The organism is Micromonospora globbae (assembly GCF_036184225.1).
Lineage (GTDB): Bacteria > Actinomycetota > Actinomycetes > Mycobacteriales > Micromonosporaceae > Micromonospora > Micromonospora globbae.
In genome coordinates this window covers 3,611,158-3,625,703 of sequence record NZ_CP108084.1, presented here as the reverse complement: position 1 = coordinate 3,625,703, position 14,546 = coordinate 3,611,158, and the positions used below count along the sequence as shown (strand labels likewise).

The following is a 14,546-nucleotide window of genomic DNA, read 5'->3' as shown; positions in this document are numbered from 1 at the left end:
GCGGGCGGTGCGGCTGTCGCCTGGTCGTCGCGTCCCTCTCAGCTGCGAGGGCATGAGGCCGCCCTCGTGATCGACGAGGGAGGGTATGTGCGGCGTGTCTCGTATGACGACTACCTCTCGGCTACCGCGCTGACTCTCGCCCGCAGGCATCGGCCGGTGTGGTCATGGAAGCTCTGGCGGCGCGTCTGCCGCTGTGGAGCAGACCTTCCCTGCCGTGCCCGGCATCGGGTTCCGATCAACCGTGGCCATTGGCCGCAGGAGGATGAGCAGTGAGAAGCGGGCAGGAGCAGACGATCGTCGCCGTGCACATCCGAGGGCTCGATGGCATGTGCGTTGGCTGCCGCGCCTGGTGGTCACGGCTGACTCCGTACCCGTGCTGGCAGGTGGATTGGGCGACCAGCCAGCAGGCCCGGACAATCACCGCTCGTTTCCTGGAGGGTGTGCGGTGACCACCCATGGCCCGGTCATGCCGATCTGGAGCTGCGGAGGCTGCGACCTGCCCTGGCCCTGCCCGACGCGGAAGCGGGAGCTGCGGGCCGAGTATGCCGACGCCCCGGTGTCGCTGGCCCTCTACCTCGGCTCCTACCTCGTCCAAGCCACCGAGGACATGCCCTGGACACCGGCCGGCGTGCTGCACCGCCGCTTCCTCGGCTGGACCAGGGCGGCCGACCAGCCCATGCCAGCAGTACAGCAGCGAAGTACAGCAACTGTGCCAGCCGAACCGAGCCGAGAAGCGCCTCAACAGGCCGTCTGACCTCGTACCAAGCCCGGTCCAACCGACTCGCCGAGAGTTCACACCGAAGAGGTCACTGGTTCGATCCCCAGTATCGCCCACGCACGTAAAGGGCCATTCCCTTTCATCGGGGGTGCCCGTACAGCAGCTCGCCGTGCCCCAGCACCTGCATGGGGGCTCGCAGGTGGACGTCCAGGGCGGCCAGCCGGGGTTCACCAGCTGATTCTGGCCGCCACCGGCAGGTGGTCGCTGCCGGTGGCCGGCAGCACCCACGAGCTCGTCGGCTCCACGCCGCGGACCAGGATCTGGTCGATCCGCACCATCGGGAACTCCGCCGGCCAGGTGAAGCCGAAGCGGTCCCCGGCCGCGTCGTGAGCCGAGCGCAGCCGCGAGGTGATGTCGGCGAACGCGCGGTCGTCCGTGGTGCCGTTCAGGTCGCCGAGCAGCACCACCCGCTCGTTCTGCTCGGCGGCGATGGCCTCGCCGAGCGCCTGCGCGTTTCGGTCCCGGTGGGCCGTCGAGAAGCCCGCCCTGGGATTGACCCGTACGGACCCCAGGTGGGCCACGTACACCGCCAGCGGGCCCTGGTCCGTGCTCACCGTGGTGCGCAGCGCCCGGGTGTAGCCCATCCTGATGTCGACCGGCTGGGTGGCCGCCAGCGGCCCGGCGTCCATCTTGATGTCGACCGGCTGGGTGTCCGACAGTGGCAGCTTGCTCCACAGCCCGACCGTGCCCTGCACCGCGTGGTACGGGTACGCCTCCGACAGCGCATCCTCGTACGTGCCCCGGGCCTGCTCGGTCAGCTCCACCAAGGCCAGCACGTCCGCCCCGGAGGCGGCCAGGTCGCGGGCCGTGCCGACCGGGTCGGAATTGCCGGCGCCGACGTTGTGCTCGGCCACGGTGAGGTCGCCGCCGGGGTGGGACCTGTCGCCCAGCAGCCCGCCGAAGAGGTTCAGCCACACCACGGCCGGCACCAGCAGCGCGACCACCGCGGAGGCGGAGCGACGCCACAGCGCCCCGATCAGCAGTACGGGGATGAACAGACCGAACCACGGCAGGAAGGTCTCCACCAGGCTGCCGACGTTCCCGATCCGGTTCGGGATCTTCGCATGTAGCAGCATGAGGAGCCCGAGCAGGAGTGCCAGCGCCGCGATCGGTCGGCCGCGCTTCCAGGGGCCCGGCCGGGAGGCGGCGCGTATCGCCCGGCGGATGCGGGCACGGCCGGTTCCGGCGCCGGCATCCCGGCTGCTGGCGTCGTCCCGCCCGGACTCCGCCTCGTCCACCCTCGTCATGTCTGTCCTCGCTCACGTGCCGGTCACTGCTGCGGCCTCGGGTCTCGGGTGAGGTCGGCCGGGCCGGTCAGGTGGTCGTCGGGTGCCCCGACCAAGGCTCTCCACCGTGTTCCGGATACCGGCGGCAGCGGTGAGCAGGAGCATCCGGATCCCGGCGTCGGACCCGGCGGGGCTCCGGCCCACCTCGTCACCCGTGCTCTCCGTATCCCTCGTCTTCCGGCAATACGGTCTCAAGCGGGAGTTAAGGGTTCTGTAAAGGCCCGCCGGAGCCATCCGATCGTGCCGTGGATTCGGTGACAGATCCTCCCTGGGCGCCGACCCGGCTGCGCCTGCCCGGGCGTCCGTCAGGTTCCATGAGCGGTGGGGAGCGCGGGTGGCCTCACGTCCGGGCTCTCAGCACATCCCACCTCGCAACCCGGCGCGGCCGGGTCGAAGCCGTGCTCGACCAGCCAGCGGATCGCCACCAGGCTGCGGCACGACCACCATCCGCGGATCACGTCGAGGTCGACATCGGTGCGGTAGCCGGCGACCACGTCGTCAAGGTGCTCCTCGTGTCAGAGCGTCAGGACGGCGAGGTCGTACAGGGCGTCGCCCTGGCGCGATAGCGTGTCGGCATGTACGAGGCGCCCGAGAGCGACGATTACGAGGCCGAGTCCGAGCCGGTGCGGGTGGTGCCGGAGGCGACCGCTGCGGGGGACTGGTTCATCCTCGCCGCCATCGCGGTCGCGGTCGCAGGTCTGCTCGGGTGGCGTCGATGGAGCCGACGCAGCTAGGCCGTCGGGAGTCACGCCTCGGAGTCGGGGTCGCCGGATGCCTCCTGCCCGATCGGCGAGGCGGAGAACTCCAACGGCCGTCTCCGGCTCCGCAGCGCGTCGAGTAGCGCGACCAGGGCCAGCGCCCCGGCAACCACGCTCAGCCCGACCATCGGCGTCCCGTGGGCCAACGCCGGCGTGAGCAGCAACAGGGCCGCCAAGCCGGTCATCTGGGATCGGGGAGCGCTGCCGAAGATCTCGTACTCCAGCCGCATCCGGGCGACGAGGAAGAGCACCGGGCCGCCTACCACGAACAGAAGCCAGCTTGGCCGCGGCGGCCCGTACGGGTGATCGATCACCAGCTCGTAGCCGACCGCGGTGACGAGCACGCTGAGCACGACCAGCAGATGCGTCCGTTCCGACGCTGCGCCCAGCCGGCCGGGCATGGCCGCCCGGCCAAGCGCCTCGGTCAGCAGCAGACCGGCGCGGTGGAAGTAGATCCGCCAGAGCAGCGCGCTGGTGGCGAACGCGACCCCGAAGGCGGCGGCCCGCCACGCCGAGTATTCCGTCCCGCTGAAGACCACGCCGATGACCAGAATCGACTCACCCAGTGCGATGAGGAAGATCTGCTGGTAGCGGTCGGCAAGATGCGTCCCGGCGATCCGCCATCGGCCCACCGCCGAGGCCCCGAGCCGCGGCAGCGGCCAGCCCAGGGCCCAGGCGAGGTAGTCGCCAGCGAGGGCGGCAACCCACAGTGGCAGGCGAAGGTCGTCCGGGCCCAACGCGCCGGCCAGCCACAGCGGAGCGGTCGCCGCCGACCATGCGGCAAGCCGGAACGGCACCAGCCGTCGCGGATGGCCACGCAGCGCGGCGGCGACCACCAGCGGCCGCACCACCATCACCAGCAGGTACGCGACCGCGAACGGCAGCGCTCGCTCCTCCATGGCACGTGGCAGCGTCACCGCCATGACGAGGCCGGCGAACATGGTGCCGACCACGACGGCCTGGATGATCGGCCGCTCTGGTTCGTAGCGACTGGTGATCCAGGCGGTGTGCGACCAGATCAGCCAGAGCGCCAGGAAGAGCAGCAGCGTACGCGCACACCCCGTGACGAGCTGCCAGCCCGTGTCATCGGTCAGACCGGCAAATCGTTGCGAGACCCGGGTGAGGGCCACGACGAAGGCAAGGTCGAAGAAGAGCTCCAGGAATGTGGCGCGGCCCGAACTCCTGGGAGGGCGTAGCAGGTCCGCACCGCCTCCCACCGCCATGGTCCCGCCTCCGTCCGCCTCCCGCCGCACCAACGAGCCGACTGCGAGAGGCGTTGCTCCGGGACCGGCGGCGGACACCGCATTGTCGTTGTGGCGGCACGTGCGATCGCCGGTTCAGCCACCAGGGGGCAACCGCGGCAAGACCGGTGTCTTCCCGGCCAGGGCGACGGTCGAGTGGGTCAGGTCAGCGTCCGGATCGGGTTGCCGTCGAGGAAGGCGCCGATGTCGTCCACGGCGTCACGGAAGAACGTGGCGTAGTTCCGCTCGGTGACATAGCCGAGGTGCGGCGTGGCCAGGACGTTCGGCAGCGTACGGAAGTCATGGCCGGCGGGGAGCGGCTCCTCGTCGAACACATCCAGCCCGGCCCCCGCGATCCGCCCCTCGCGCAGCGCGGACGCCAGGGCGGACTGGTCGACGATCGCCGCCCGCGAGGTGTTGACCAGGTACGCGGTGGGCTTCATCGCCGCGAGTTCCCGCGCGCCGACGAGGCCACGCGTCCGGTCGCCGAGCACGAGGTGAACGGAGACGACGTCGGAGTCGGCGAGCAGGGCGTCCAGGCTCGGGGCCAGCCGCGCGCCGGCCGCCTCGGCCCGCTCCCGCGTCAGGTTCTGGCTCCAGGCCAGCACGTCCATGCCGAACGCCCGCCCGACCGCCGCCACCTGCGATCCGATCCTGCCCAGGCCGAGCAGCCCGAGGGTGCGTCCGTGCAGGTCGGTGCCGAGGGTGTGCTGCCAGGGACCGCCGCCGCGCAGCGCGGTCGCCTCGGGCACCAGGTGGCGGGCCAGGCCGAGGATCAGCGCCCAGGTCAGCTCGACGGTCGAGGTCCAGCCGCCGCCGGTGCCGCTCACCGTGACACCGTGCGCCCGCGCCGCCTCCAGGTCGATGGCGGCGTTGCTCATGCCGGTGGTGACGAGCAGCCGCAGGTGGGGCAGCCGGTCGAACACCTCGGCGGGGAACGGCGTGCGCTCCCTCATGGCGACCACGATCTCGTAGTCCTGGATGGCCGCCACGAGATCGTCGGCGCTGGTGAAGTGCTCGCGGAAGCTGGTGGCCCGGACTCGGGACCAGTCCGCCAGCCCGAGTGCCACCCCCTGGTAGTCGTCCAGCACGGCGCAGCGTAGGTCGGTTGACACGACGAAGGATCCGCCTTTCGTGTAGGTGGGTGCGTGCGGCGCCGGGGTCACCGCTCCAGCATGCGCAGGCCGGCTTCGTCGTGGGTGTCGCCGACAGCGGGGGGAAGGTTGTCGAGCTTCGCCATCTGTTCCGCGGTCAGTTCCACGGCGTCGGCGGCGGTGTTCTCCTCGACGCGGGCCACACGCTTGGTGCCGGGGATGGGGGCGATGTCGTCGCCCCGGCTCAGCAGCCAGGCCAGTGCGATCTGTGCCGGGGTGGCACCGGCTTCGGCGGCGATGGCTTGGACCTCGTCGGCGATTCGCAGGTTGCGTCGGAAGTTCTCGCCGGTGAAGCGCGGGTTGTTCTTCCGCAGGTCGGTGTCGTCGAAGTCGCTGGTCGAGCGGATCTGCCCGGTGAGGAAGCCGCGTCCGAGGGGCGAGTAGGGCACGAAGCCGATGTTCAGCTCGCGCAGCAACGGCAGCACCTGCGCCTCGGGGTGCCGGGTCCACAGGGAGTACTCCGACTGGACGGCGGTGATGGGGTGTACGGCGTGGGCGCGGCGGATCGTCTCCGGTCCGGCCTCGGACAGGCCGATGTGGCGGATTTTGCCTTCGCTGACCAGCTCGGCCAGTGCCCCGACCGTGTCCTCGATGGGCGTGTTCGGGTCGACCCGGTGCTGGTAGTACAGGTCGATGTGGTCGGTTCCCAACCGCTTGAGCGACCCTTCGACGGCGGTGCGGATGTTGGCCGGGCTGCTGTCCGGCTGTCCTGCCTCACCGCGCACATGCGAGATCAGGCCGAACTTCGTCGCCACCACGGCCTGGTCGCGGCGGCCCTTGAGTGCCTTGCCGAGAAGTTCCTCGTTGAGGTACGGACCGTAGAACTCGGCGGTGTCCAGGTGCGTGACGCCCAGTTCCAGGGCCCGGTGGATGGTGCGGATCGACTCGGCATCATCCGTGCCGGCTCCGGTGTAGGCGTAGGACATCGATACCAGGCCCAGACCGATACGAGAGACCTCCAGGTCTCCCAGCTTGATGTACTTCATCAGCGTTCTCCGTTCCTCTGCCAGGTGGTAGGCATTGCTGGCGCCGCTGAGCGCGGCGATGGCGATCTGCTTGTTGTCTCGGTGCACCGCGGATCACGGCCGTTCCAGGGCCGGGTGGCCGACGGTCAGGCGACGGGGACCCAGGTGAACCGGCCGTCGGGGCGGCGCTCGGCGCGGCCGAAGACCACGTCGGCGAAGTGGCAGCCGTAGCCGACGGTGTCGGGGCGGCTCAGCTCGTGGACGAGGCGGCGGCGGTGCTCGGCGGATTCGGCGGGGTCGTGGTCGATGCCGCAGGACCACTCGGGGTGGGTGACCTGGATCGGCGCGTGCAGCGCGTCGCCGAACGCGATGAGCCGCCGGCCGCCGCCGGTGATGGTGTACGTGGTGTGGCCCACGGTGTGTCCGGCCGCGAACGACGCCCGCACGCCGGGGAAGATCTCGTCGCCGTCCTCGATCTCACGGACGCGGGGTGCGAAGGCGGCCAGACGGTCCTCGGTCGCCCCGCCCTGGGCGGCCAGATCGCGTCGCTGCCACTCGGGTGCGGCGACGAGGTGGGTGGCGTGCCCGAACGGGTGCGTGCCGGTGCCGGGCGCGGTGCTCCACGCCCAGCCCAGGTGGTCGGTGTGCAGGTGGGTGATGGCGACGGCCTCGATCCGGCTCGGCTCCCGGCCCAGCCGCCGCAGGCTGTCCAGCAGCTCGCCGCCGTGGATGCTTCCGTACAGGGGGTTGGTCGGGTCGTCGGGGTAGGACTCGGGTCCGAACCCGGTGTCGATGAGCAGCGCCCGCTCACCCCGCTCGACCAGCAGCCCGCCGATGCTCGCGACCAGGAAGCCGCCGTCGTCGAGATGATCGGGGTGGGCCGCCCAGTCGGCGTCGGTGGCGGCGGGCAGCCAGCCGCCGGGCTTGAGCCGCACCATCCCGTCCGGGACGTGGGTGATCGTCAAGTCGCCCAGGGAGAGCGTACGCACCCGCGATGCGGTGGTCAGTCGTGAACGGTCGGAATCGGGCGCCGTGGCCATGTGGTCCTTGCCTCGTGTGCGAAGAGGTGCCGCCGGGCGGCGGTGCGGACCGAAAGTTACAACTAGAACGGATCTAGTTGCAACTAATTCAGTTGGAGTAAACTCGTGCCATGGCCACCGAGCGCGAGACCCGAGCCCAAGCCGACCGCCAGCTGTGCGGCTTGGTCAACGGTCTTGCCAGCCAGATCGAAGCCCACCTTCGGGTCCGGGCGACCACCCTCGGTCTGACCGCCTCACAGGGCACGGCGCTGCGCGAGCTGACCCGACCCATGACCCTGCGTGAACTCGCCGAACGGATGAGCTGCGAGCCCTCCAACGTCACCTTCGTCGCCGATCGCCTCGAAGAGCAGGGCTACCTCGAACGCCATCCCCATCCCGACGACCGCCGGGCCAAGCAGCTCGTCCTGACACCCAAGGGCACCGAACTGCGCGAACGCCTGCTCGCCTTGCTCGCCGAAGACTCGCCCCTGGCCCCGCTGGCCCCCGAGGAGCGGGACGTCCTGCAGCACCTGCTCACCCGCGCTCTCATTCGCTGACCTCGCACCGCGCATCCTCGGGCGCCGCAAGCGCCCGTCGGAGACGTACTCGATTCGCCCCCGCGGCGACGGCGTGGGCCGTCGGGTGACCGCCCCCACAGTTGTGGACCGATCGGTTCCTTATCCCGTACGGTTGCCCCATGGGCAGGCCGAGGACGTTCGACATCGACGCGGCGGTGGACCGCGCGATGGAGTTGTTCTGGCGTCAGGGATTCGAGGCGACCTCGACCGAGGACCTCGTGGAGGGTCTCGGGATCGCCCGGGGCAGCCTCTACAAGGCGTTCGGATCCAAGGAACAGCTTTATGCGTTGGCGCTTCGCCGCTACTGCCAGCGCCACGCGGAAGGGCTTGTCGAGGTGCTGGACCGGGCGGAGCAGGTGCGTCCGGCGATCCGGGCGGTGCTCCTGGAGTTGGTGGAGGCCGACCTGGCCGATCCGGAGCGGGGATGCCTGCTGGTCAACGCGGCCACCGAGCGCTCGACGCATCCGGACACGGTGCAGCAGGTGTCCCGCACGATGGGTCGCATCGAGTCGGCCCTGGCGGGGGCGTTGGAGCGGGCCCGGGCCCGAGGGGAGATCGCGGCGGACAAGAAGCCGCGGGAGCTGGCCCAGTTCCTGACCACGTTCATCCAGGGCCTCCGGGTCATGGGCAAGGCGCGGGCCGATCGCGAGTTCCTCGACAACGCCGTGGAGGTCGCCCTGGGCGCGCTCGACTGACCTTTTGTTACCCGAATTTGGAACCGATCAGTCAATAACTGGGGAGTTGAAGTGGATCTCGAACTGCAGGGCAAGGTCGCCATCGTCACCGGCGCGAGCAAGGGCATCGGCCTGGCGACCGTGTCGGCGTTGCTCGACGAGGGTGCGCACGTGGTGGCGAGCAGCCGTACGCGCACACCCGAGCTTGAGGCCCTGACCGCGCGTGGGGCCACCGTCGTTCTGGCGGACATCACCGACGCGGACACCCCGCAGCGGCTCGTCGACACCGCGCTGTCGACGTACGGGCGCCTGGACGTGCTGGTCAACAACGTCGGCGCGGGCAGCGCACGGTCAGGATTCCTCGACGTCGACGACGCCGAGTGGGCGCGGGTCTTCGACGTGACGTTCCTGAGCGCTGTGCGTACCACCCGGGCGGCCCTGCCCGCCCTGCTGGGCAACGGCGGGGCGATCGTCAACATCAGCAGCATCAACGCCCGGCTGCCGTTCCCGATGGTGGTCGACTACTCCGCGGCCAAGGCAGCGGTGACCAACCTGACCAAGAGCCTGTCGGAGGAGTTCGCGCCACGCGGCGTGCGGGTCAACGCTGTCTCGCCCGGTCCGGTGCGGACTCCGTTCTGGACCAGGCCTGACGGTTTCGCCCACGCGGTCGCCGCCGGCGCGGGAGTCACCGCCCAGCAGGCGCTCGACGAGGTCGTGCCGCAGAGCATGGCGATCAGCACCGGCCGGATCACCGAGGCGCGCGAGGTCGCCGACCTGGTCCTGTTCCTCGCCTCCGCCCGCTCCGCGAACACCACCGGGGCCGAGTTCGTCCTCGACGGCGGCCAGGTCAAGACCATCTGACGGATGCTGCGAGAGCGGATCACCCCCGAACTCGTCCCTTCGGCAGGATCCGCCGAAGGGGCGAGTCTCGCGCGTCATGGACCATCAGGCACTTCTCGCGAGCGGCGCTTCCGTCTCAGGTGACGGTGGCGGCGGTACGGGATTTCGCCCACCCAGTAGGCCGAACAGTTCAGGGCTGCTCGCTGGCAGGCGTCGTCCTGGTGTGCGCGGGCGGTGGTCTGGCTGAGCCATCCTGCCGCCGCCCTGGTGGGATCCGGCGAAGAAACAGGCTTGCCGATGCAGCAGCAGGTCCGGCTCCCGCCCGGCGGCCGCACGTTCGTCGAGTACGTGAAGGTGAGCTGCGTTGGTCGTCAGCGGGCAGGGCCGCTCGGGGCTGCCGCGACGAGCGCGGCCGCCGCGCACAGGGCAGCGGTCCAGGCGAGCGTGGCGGCGGCCGAGGTGCGGTCGGCGACGGCCCCGGCCGCCCACGGCCCGACGGTCTGGCCGGCGGCGAAGACCGTGGTGAACGCGGAGAGGGTGGGTGCCCAGTCCTCGGGGCGCGTCGCGCCGCGGATGGTCGCGGTGACGGCGGCCGGAACGGTCATGAAGGTGGCGCCGTAGGCCAGGACCGAGACGGCGAGGACGGCATACGAGGAACTGACGAGGGGGAGGGCGCTCGCGGCGGCGAGGAGCGCCAGCAGCGTGGTGAGGACGCGCGCCGGTGGCCATCTGCCGATCAGGGGATCCCACACGCGCGGTGCGGCCATGGCGCTGATCCCCAGCAGGGTCCACAGCATGCTGATCTGCCACACGGGCGTGCGTTCCTGACCGAGGGCGGCGGACAGGAAGGTGACGTACGCGATGTATCCGCCGGCGAAGAGCAGGTAGGCGACGGCGGTGCGCCACAGACGCCGTACCCGGCGTCGGCCCGCGGCGGACCGGAGTTCGGGTTCGTCGACGCGGGCGGCGGTCCAACTGGCGGCGGTGGCCAGGACGGCGAAGGCGGCCAGGCCGATCCAGGCCGCCGGCCAGTCGTGCGGGGCGTGCGCCAGCAGGCCGGGAAGCGACGCGCCACTGAGGGCGATGCCCAGCCCGGCGCCGGAGAAGTAGATCGTAATCGGGGCGGGCGAGCGCGCGGCGGCGGCGCCGCGCGAGGCGATCACGCCCCCGGCGACGAAGACCAGGGCGCCGCCGACGCCTGCCGCCGTGCGCGCGGTGAGCAGCGCCAGGTATGCGCTGCTCACCGCGGTGGCGGCCAGGGACAGAGCGGTGAGCACCATGCCCAGGCGGAAGGTGACGGTCGGCCCCCACCGCCGCGCCGCGACGCCGGCGAGGGCGGCTCCCAGGAGGTATCCGACGCTGTTGGCGGTCGTCAGCGCACCGGCTCGGGCAAGGCTCCAGTGCAGATCGGTGCGCATGGCCGGCAGGAGCAGGCCGTAGGCGAAGCGGGAGATCCCCAGGGCCGAGGCGGTGCCGAGGGCCAGTCGTGCGGCGGTCCACCAGTGTGCGGGAGCGCGTCGGGGGAGAGAATCCGCGGCCGGGGTGGGGACCGAGCTCACCGGGCGACGTCCTTCAGGTGCCTGTCGAGGAAGGCGATGACCGTGCGGGCGAGGGCGACCCGATGGTCGGACAGGGCGTGGTCGGTGGGGAAGACGTGGTGCTCGAGGCCGGGGACGGGGTGGGCGAGGTAGGCGTCGACCAGTGGTCCGTGGTGGATGCCGGCGGGGGTGACGGTGTCGCGGTCGGCGCCGATCAGCAGGACGGGGCGGGTGGCGAGCCGCGGCGCGAGCCGGGCGAGTCGCCACGCGTCGCCTGCCGCCTCCATCTCCGCGACCAGCGCCGGCGCGCTGGTGCCGCGCAGGGGCAGCAGTTCGCCCGCCCAGTCGTCGAGGTAGGTGGCGCGTACGGCCGGGTCGCTCCGGCAGGCGGCGGCGGCCGTGCCGAAGTCGAAGCCGAGCACCGAACCGACGGCGGCCACGCCGGGATCGGCGGCGGCGGTCATCAGCGCGGCGAAACCGCCCGCGCTGTGGCCGATGACGGCCAGCCGGCGCGGATCGAGGGCGTGGGCGGTGGTTGCCTGCGGTTCGCGCAGGCGGGCGACGACGCGAGCGGAGTCCTCCAGCATGTGCGCCCACGACCAGGAGCCGTCCATGCCCCAGGAGCCGCGGTAGTGGAACACCAGCGCCGCGTAGCCCGCTCGCCGCAACGCCTGCGCGAGGTCGAAGTTCCGCTCGGTGCCGGGGAAGCCGTGCAGCAGGACCACGACGGGGTGCCGGCCGGGGCCCGGCGGCAGGTGCAGGACACCCAGCAGCGTCGTACCCGCGCTGTCGAAGGTCACGGGCACTGTGCGGGCGGCGGGTCCCTGCGTGGGGACGGGGTCGGTGACGAGGGGGTCCGGCACGGCGTACTCCTTAGATCGAACCGGTCGGTTCGATCAGGACGGTAGCAGGAGATCGAACCGACTGGTACCATCTATCCGTGCCCGTTCCCAGAGGCAGCAGCCTGGACCCCGACCGCACCCGTGCCGCGGTCCTTCGCACGGCGGAGGGCATCCTCTACTCCCGCGGGCTCGACGGCGTGGGCATCGCGGAGCTGTGCGCCGAAGCGGGCATCTCCAAGGAGACGCTCTACCGCCACTTCGGGTCGAAGGACGGGCTCGTCCGCGCCGTCCTGGAAGCCCGCAGCGATCGCGTCACGCGCTGGCTGGCCCGGGCCGCCGCCGACGCGGGCGACGAGCCGGCGGCCCAGCTCGCCGCGGTCTTCGACGCCCTCGGCGGCTGGTTCAACGAGCCCGGATTCCGCGGCTGCGCGATCGTCAACGCCGCCACCCAGCACCACACCACGCCGGCCAGCACCATCGCCACGCGCCATCTCGGCCGCCACCTGGAGCTGCTCACCACGATCGCCGCGCGAGCCGGAGCGGCGGATCCCGCCGCCCTGGGGCGACAGCTCCTCCTGCTCCTGGAAGGCGCCATCGTGGTCGCCGACCACCACGACGGCCCGGGCGCGGCCGACGACGCCCGGGACGCGGCCCTCGCCCTCCTGGACCACGCGACCAGACGCCGCGACGGGCACTCGGGAGGCGTGCGGCGCGGGTGACGCGTGGCCCTACCGCAGGCCGTCGGGGTCGAACAGACCGCTGAGATCCCGTACGGCGGCCTGGTACTCGGGCTGGGTGTGGTACGGCCAGTGACGTTCGACCGGTGGTGGCACCGTGTCCGCCGGGTCGATGGTCACCGAACGGGGGTCGCGTAGCCGGACGTCGACCGCCTCGGCCGCTCCGTCGCCGCAGGATCGCACCCCGCGACGGCCGTCGAAGACCGGCCCGCCGATCGGATCGGTGTCCCGCCAGAGGTTGCGCCAGCGCCATTCGAGTCGTTCACCGAGGTCACACAGCGTGCGCTCGCCGTAGGCGGGGTAGAGGCGCGCGTAGATGCGGTGCAGGGGACAGCCGTAGCTCAGCATGGCGACGCGGGGCAGGACGGCCGGGGACAACTGCAGGACGGTGGCCGCGGCTAGGACGGAGCCGTGGCTGTGTCCCGAGATGACCACCCGGCCGCGCGCGGCGAGCCCGGACACCCGCTTGACCAGTTCGGGTACGGCCCGGGCGGCGTAGCACGGGGGCGCGAACGGATGGACGGTGCGCGGCCAGAAGGTGCCCAGATCCCACAGGATCGCGACGAGCCGTCGCGTCTCGGCCGACCGGTAGGCGCGGAAGCCCAGGACCAGCAGCCCGATGACGAGCAGACTGATGACCCAGATCCCGGCGTCGGTGACGTACGCGGCGAGCATGGCGGTCCCGTCGCGCTCCCCGCTGATCATGGCGGCGATCTGGGTGGGACCGATCCCGACGAGGTCGAGCACCACGGAGGCCAGGCCGAGCGAGGAGATCACGAAGAACGCCACCAGCATGGGACCGAGTTCTTCGGCCACGTGGGACCGGGCGATGGTGTCGCGGACCGCCTCGAGTCGTGGCGCCGCCGAGGCGGGGGCGTCGGGATAGTCCTGCTCGACGACGCGCTCCGCACGGGCCCGTCGCCGTCGTCGGCTGGTGAGCAGCGAGAGGGCGGCGAAGAGGGTGACGATCAGCAGGGCGGTGAGCCCGGCGAGGGCGGCCCACCAGTACGCCACGGGCGGCTCCAACGGCCCGAGGGCCGGCGGGTTCGGCCGGATCGGGTCGGGGATGTTGCCGCGGTCGAGGTGGTCGGCGACGCGGAACACGAGGGTGGCCGTGAACGCGGAGGCGACGATCACGGACAACGCCGCCACCAGGGGCGTGCCGAGCCCGCGCAGGAACGGACGTGCCCGGGGCGGGTGCCGCCGCTGCCGCGCGACCGTGACCGCGGCGATCATCACGAGCAGGACGCCCTGCACCGCCACCACACCGGCGACGCTGCCCTCGTATCCCGGCATCTGGCCGACGACGACCGGCACCTCGCGGGTCGACGCCGCGTAACCCAGGCTCAGGGCGGTCACACCGGCGACGACCATCCACAGCAGGCGCAGGAAGCGCCGCGACTGGCCGTGCCCCGCGGGCACGGGCAGGAAGAGCAGGACCACGCAGAACAGCACCAGGCCCGCGGCGGCGTCCAGCAGGAGCGCGCCCACGAGGTTCCGCCTGTCGCCGGAGACGCCGATCAGCAGGCTGACGTCGACCATGCCGGCGCCGAGCCCGACGTGGATGTGCCGCAGCCACGAGGTGAGCCGCTCGTCGTCCCAGAACCCCGGCGTGCTGAGGCTCCCGGTCATCTCCGCCCGCGGCGGTCGCGGCGGCGACGGGCGGAAGCCCTCGAAGGCGCGCGCCGACCGGGCGCCGATCGCCCAGAACAGGCGCAACGCGACGAGCGGGAGCAGCGCCAACACCGCCAACCGGGTGCCCATCGGCAGCGCCACGAGCCAGGAGAGGTAGGGGCGGTGGGCGCGGCACGCGGCGTACGGCACGCACTGCCAGCCCACCAGGTTCATGGTGACACCGACGATCGCGAGCGTGAACGCCACGGTGAGGGAGCCGGCGAGCAGGCGACACAACCCGCCGAGCAGACCGAACCGGTCGGACGAGGTGGGGCGCAACCAGATCGCGAGGTTGCCCAGCATGAACGGCAGCAGCAACAGCATCGAGGCCGTGCGCACCGCCGCGCCGGCGGTCAACGCCCCCCAGCGGTAGGCCTCGACCACCACCCCCGCGGTCGCCCCACCGGCCTCACCGTCCCCGGCCGGACCCGGAAGAACCCGGCATGCCGGTCACCGGCGACG

16 protein-coding genes and 1 pseudogene are annotated in these 14,546 nt (G+C 71.7%); 7 read left to right on the top strand and 10 right to left on the bottom strand.

The features are described from left to right. Nucleotides 1-269 precede the first annotated feature (269 nt). Together OG994_RS16000 and OG994_RS15995 are read left to right on the top strand one after the other, a co-directional pair. On the top strand, nt 270-449 hold the full coding sequence (locus OG994_RS16000) for a hypothetical protein (protein WP_328850188.1): 180 nt from the start codon (nt 270-272) through the stop codon (nt 447-449). Then, nucleotides 446-754 carry a hypothetical protein gene (locus OG994_RS15995; protein WP_120329469.1) on the top strand — a complete coding sequence of 103 codons (309 nt, stop codon included), beginning with the start codon at nt 446-448 and terminating at the stop codon, nt 752-754. Before OG994_RS16000 ends, OG994_RS15995 begins: the two co-directional genes overlap by 4 nt. 191 nt (nt 755-945) lie before the next feature. On the opposite strand, the gene OG994_RS15990 is transcribed toward OG994_RS15995, so the two are convergent. Both OG994_RS15990 and OG994_RS15985 read right to left on the bottom strand, forming a co-directional pair. Continuing rightward, on the bottom strand, nt 946-2,025 hold the full coding sequence (locus OG994_RS15990; protein ID WP_328850187.1) for an endonuclease/exonuclease/phosphatase family protein: 1,080 nt from the start codon (nt 2,023-2,025) through the stop codon (nt 946-948). A 344-nt stretch (nt 2,026-2,369) separates the two neighbouring features. Then, nucleotides 2,370-2,558: a hypothetical protein gene (locus OG994_RS15985; protein ID WP_328850186.1), complete on the bottom strand. Its 189-nt coding sequence runs from the start codon at nt 2,556-2,558 to the stop codon at nt 2,370-2,372. Nucleotides 2,559-2,639: 81 nt separating this feature from the next. Here OG994_RS15985 and OG994_RS15980 point away from each other — a divergent pair, with 81 nt between their 5' ends. Next, on the top strand, nt 2,640-2,798 hold the full coding sequence (locus tag OG994_RS15980; protein WP_158610110.1) for a hypothetical protein: 159 nt from the start codon (nt 2,640-2,642) through the stop codon (nt 2,796-2,798). A gap of 11 nt (nt 2,799-2,809) precedes the next feature. On the opposite strand, the gene OG994_RS15975 is transcribed toward OG994_RS15980, so the two are convergent. The 4 genes from OG994_RS15975 to OG994_RS15960 form a co-directional block, all read right to left on the bottom strand. After that, nucleotides 2,810-4,045 (bottom strand): low temperature requirement protein A, encoded by a 1,236-nt coding sequence (locus OG994_RS15975; RefSeq protein WP_328850185.1) that lies wholly within the window; start codon nt 4,043-4,045, stop codon nt 2,810-2,812. A 179-nt stretch (nt 4,046-4,224) separates the two neighbouring features. Beyond that, nucleotides 4,225-5,178 carry a D-2-hydroxyacid dehydrogenase family protein gene (locus OG994_RS15970; protein WP_328850184.1) on the bottom strand — a complete coding sequence of 318 codons (954 nt, stop codon included), beginning with the start codon at nt 5,176-5,178 and terminating at the stop codon, nt 4,225-4,227. A gap of 47 nt (nt 5,179-5,225) precedes the next feature. Next, entirely contained in the window at nt 5,226-6,203 is a 978-nt protein-coding gene (locus tag OG994_RS15965; RefSeq protein WP_328853727.1) for an aldo/keto reductase, read from the bottom strand. Nucleotides 6,204-6,328: 125 nt separating this feature from the next. Then, nucleotides 6,329-7,171: an MBL fold metallo-hydrolase gene (locus OG994_RS15960; protein ID WP_328850183.1), complete on the bottom strand. Its 843-nt coding sequence runs from the start codon at nt 7,169-7,171 to the stop codon at nt 6,329-6,331. Between the two features lie 161 nt (nt 7,172-7,332). On the opposite strand from OG994_RS15960, the gene OG994_RS15955 reads away from it, so the two are divergent. The 3 genes from OG994_RS15955 to OG994_RS15945 all read left to right on the top strand — a co-directional run bounded on the left by OG994_RS15955 (nt 7,333) and on the right by OG994_RS15945 (nt 9,314). Then, a complete protein-coding gene (locus OG994_RS15955; RefSeq protein ID WP_120329475.1) occupies nt 7,333-7,758 on the top strand; it encodes a MarR family winged helix-turn-helix transcriptional regulator in 426 nt (141 codons plus the stop codon). Nucleotides 7,759-7,898: 140 nt separating this feature from the next. Next, nucleotides 7,899-8,474: a TetR/AcrR family transcriptional regulator gene (locus tag OG994_RS15950; RefSeq protein WP_120329476.1), complete on the top strand. Its 576-nt coding sequence runs from the start codon at nt 7,899-7,901 to the stop codon at nt 8,472-8,474. A gap of 51 nt (nt 8,475-8,525) precedes the next feature. Then, on the top strand, nt 8,526-9,314 hold the full coding sequence (locus tag OG994_RS15945; RefSeq protein ID WP_328850182.1) for an SDR family NAD(P)-dependent oxidoreductase: 789 nt from the start codon (nt 8,526-8,528) through the stop codon (nt 9,312-9,314). A 128-nt stretch (nt 9,315-9,442) separates the two neighbouring features. Here OG994_RS15945 and OG994_RS15940 read toward each other — a convergent pair. The 3 genes and pseudogenes from OG994_RS15940 to OG994_RS15930 form a co-directional block, all read right to left on the bottom strand. Next, nucleotides 9,443-9,653 (bottom strand): annotated as a pseudogene (locus OG994_RS15940) (transcriptional regulator); the annotation flags it as partial. Nucleotides 9,654-9,664: 11 nt separating this feature from the next. Next, nucleotides 9,665-10,852 carry a YbfB/YjiJ family MFS transporter gene (locus tag OG994_RS15935; protein WP_328850181.1) on the bottom strand — a complete coding sequence of 396 codons (1,188 nt, stop codon included), beginning with the start codon at nt 10,850-10,852 and terminating at the stop codon, nt 9,665-9,667. After that, nucleotides 10,849-11,694: an alpha/beta hydrolase family protein gene (locus OG994_RS15930; protein WP_328850180.1), complete on the bottom strand. Its 846-nt coding sequence runs from the start codon at nt 11,692-11,694 to the stop codon at nt 10,849-10,851. The genes OG994_RS15935 and OG994_RS15930 overlap by 4 nt, the downstream gene beginning before the upstream one ends. Before the next feature lie 77 nt (nt 11,695-11,771). Between OG994_RS15930 and OG994_RS15925 the strand changes: the two genes are divergently transcribed. Further along, the gene (locus OG994_RS15925) at nt 11,772-12,392 is read left to right on the top strand and encodes a TetR/AcrR family transcriptional regulator (protein WP_328850179.1); all 621 of its coding nucleotides are present in this window, start codon (nt 11,772-11,774) and stop codon (nt 12,390-12,392) included. Nucleotides 12,393-12,401: 9 nt separating this feature from the next. On the opposite strand, the gene OG994_RS15920 is transcribed toward OG994_RS15925, so the two are convergent. Continuing rightward, nucleotides 12,402-14,468 carry a hypothetical protein gene (locus tag OG994_RS15920; protein WP_328850178.1) on the bottom strand — a complete coding sequence of 689 codons (2,067 nt, stop codon included), beginning with the start codon at nt 14,466-14,468 and terminating at the stop codon, nt 12,402-12,404. Nucleotides 14,469-14,546: the final 78 nt, after the last annotated feature.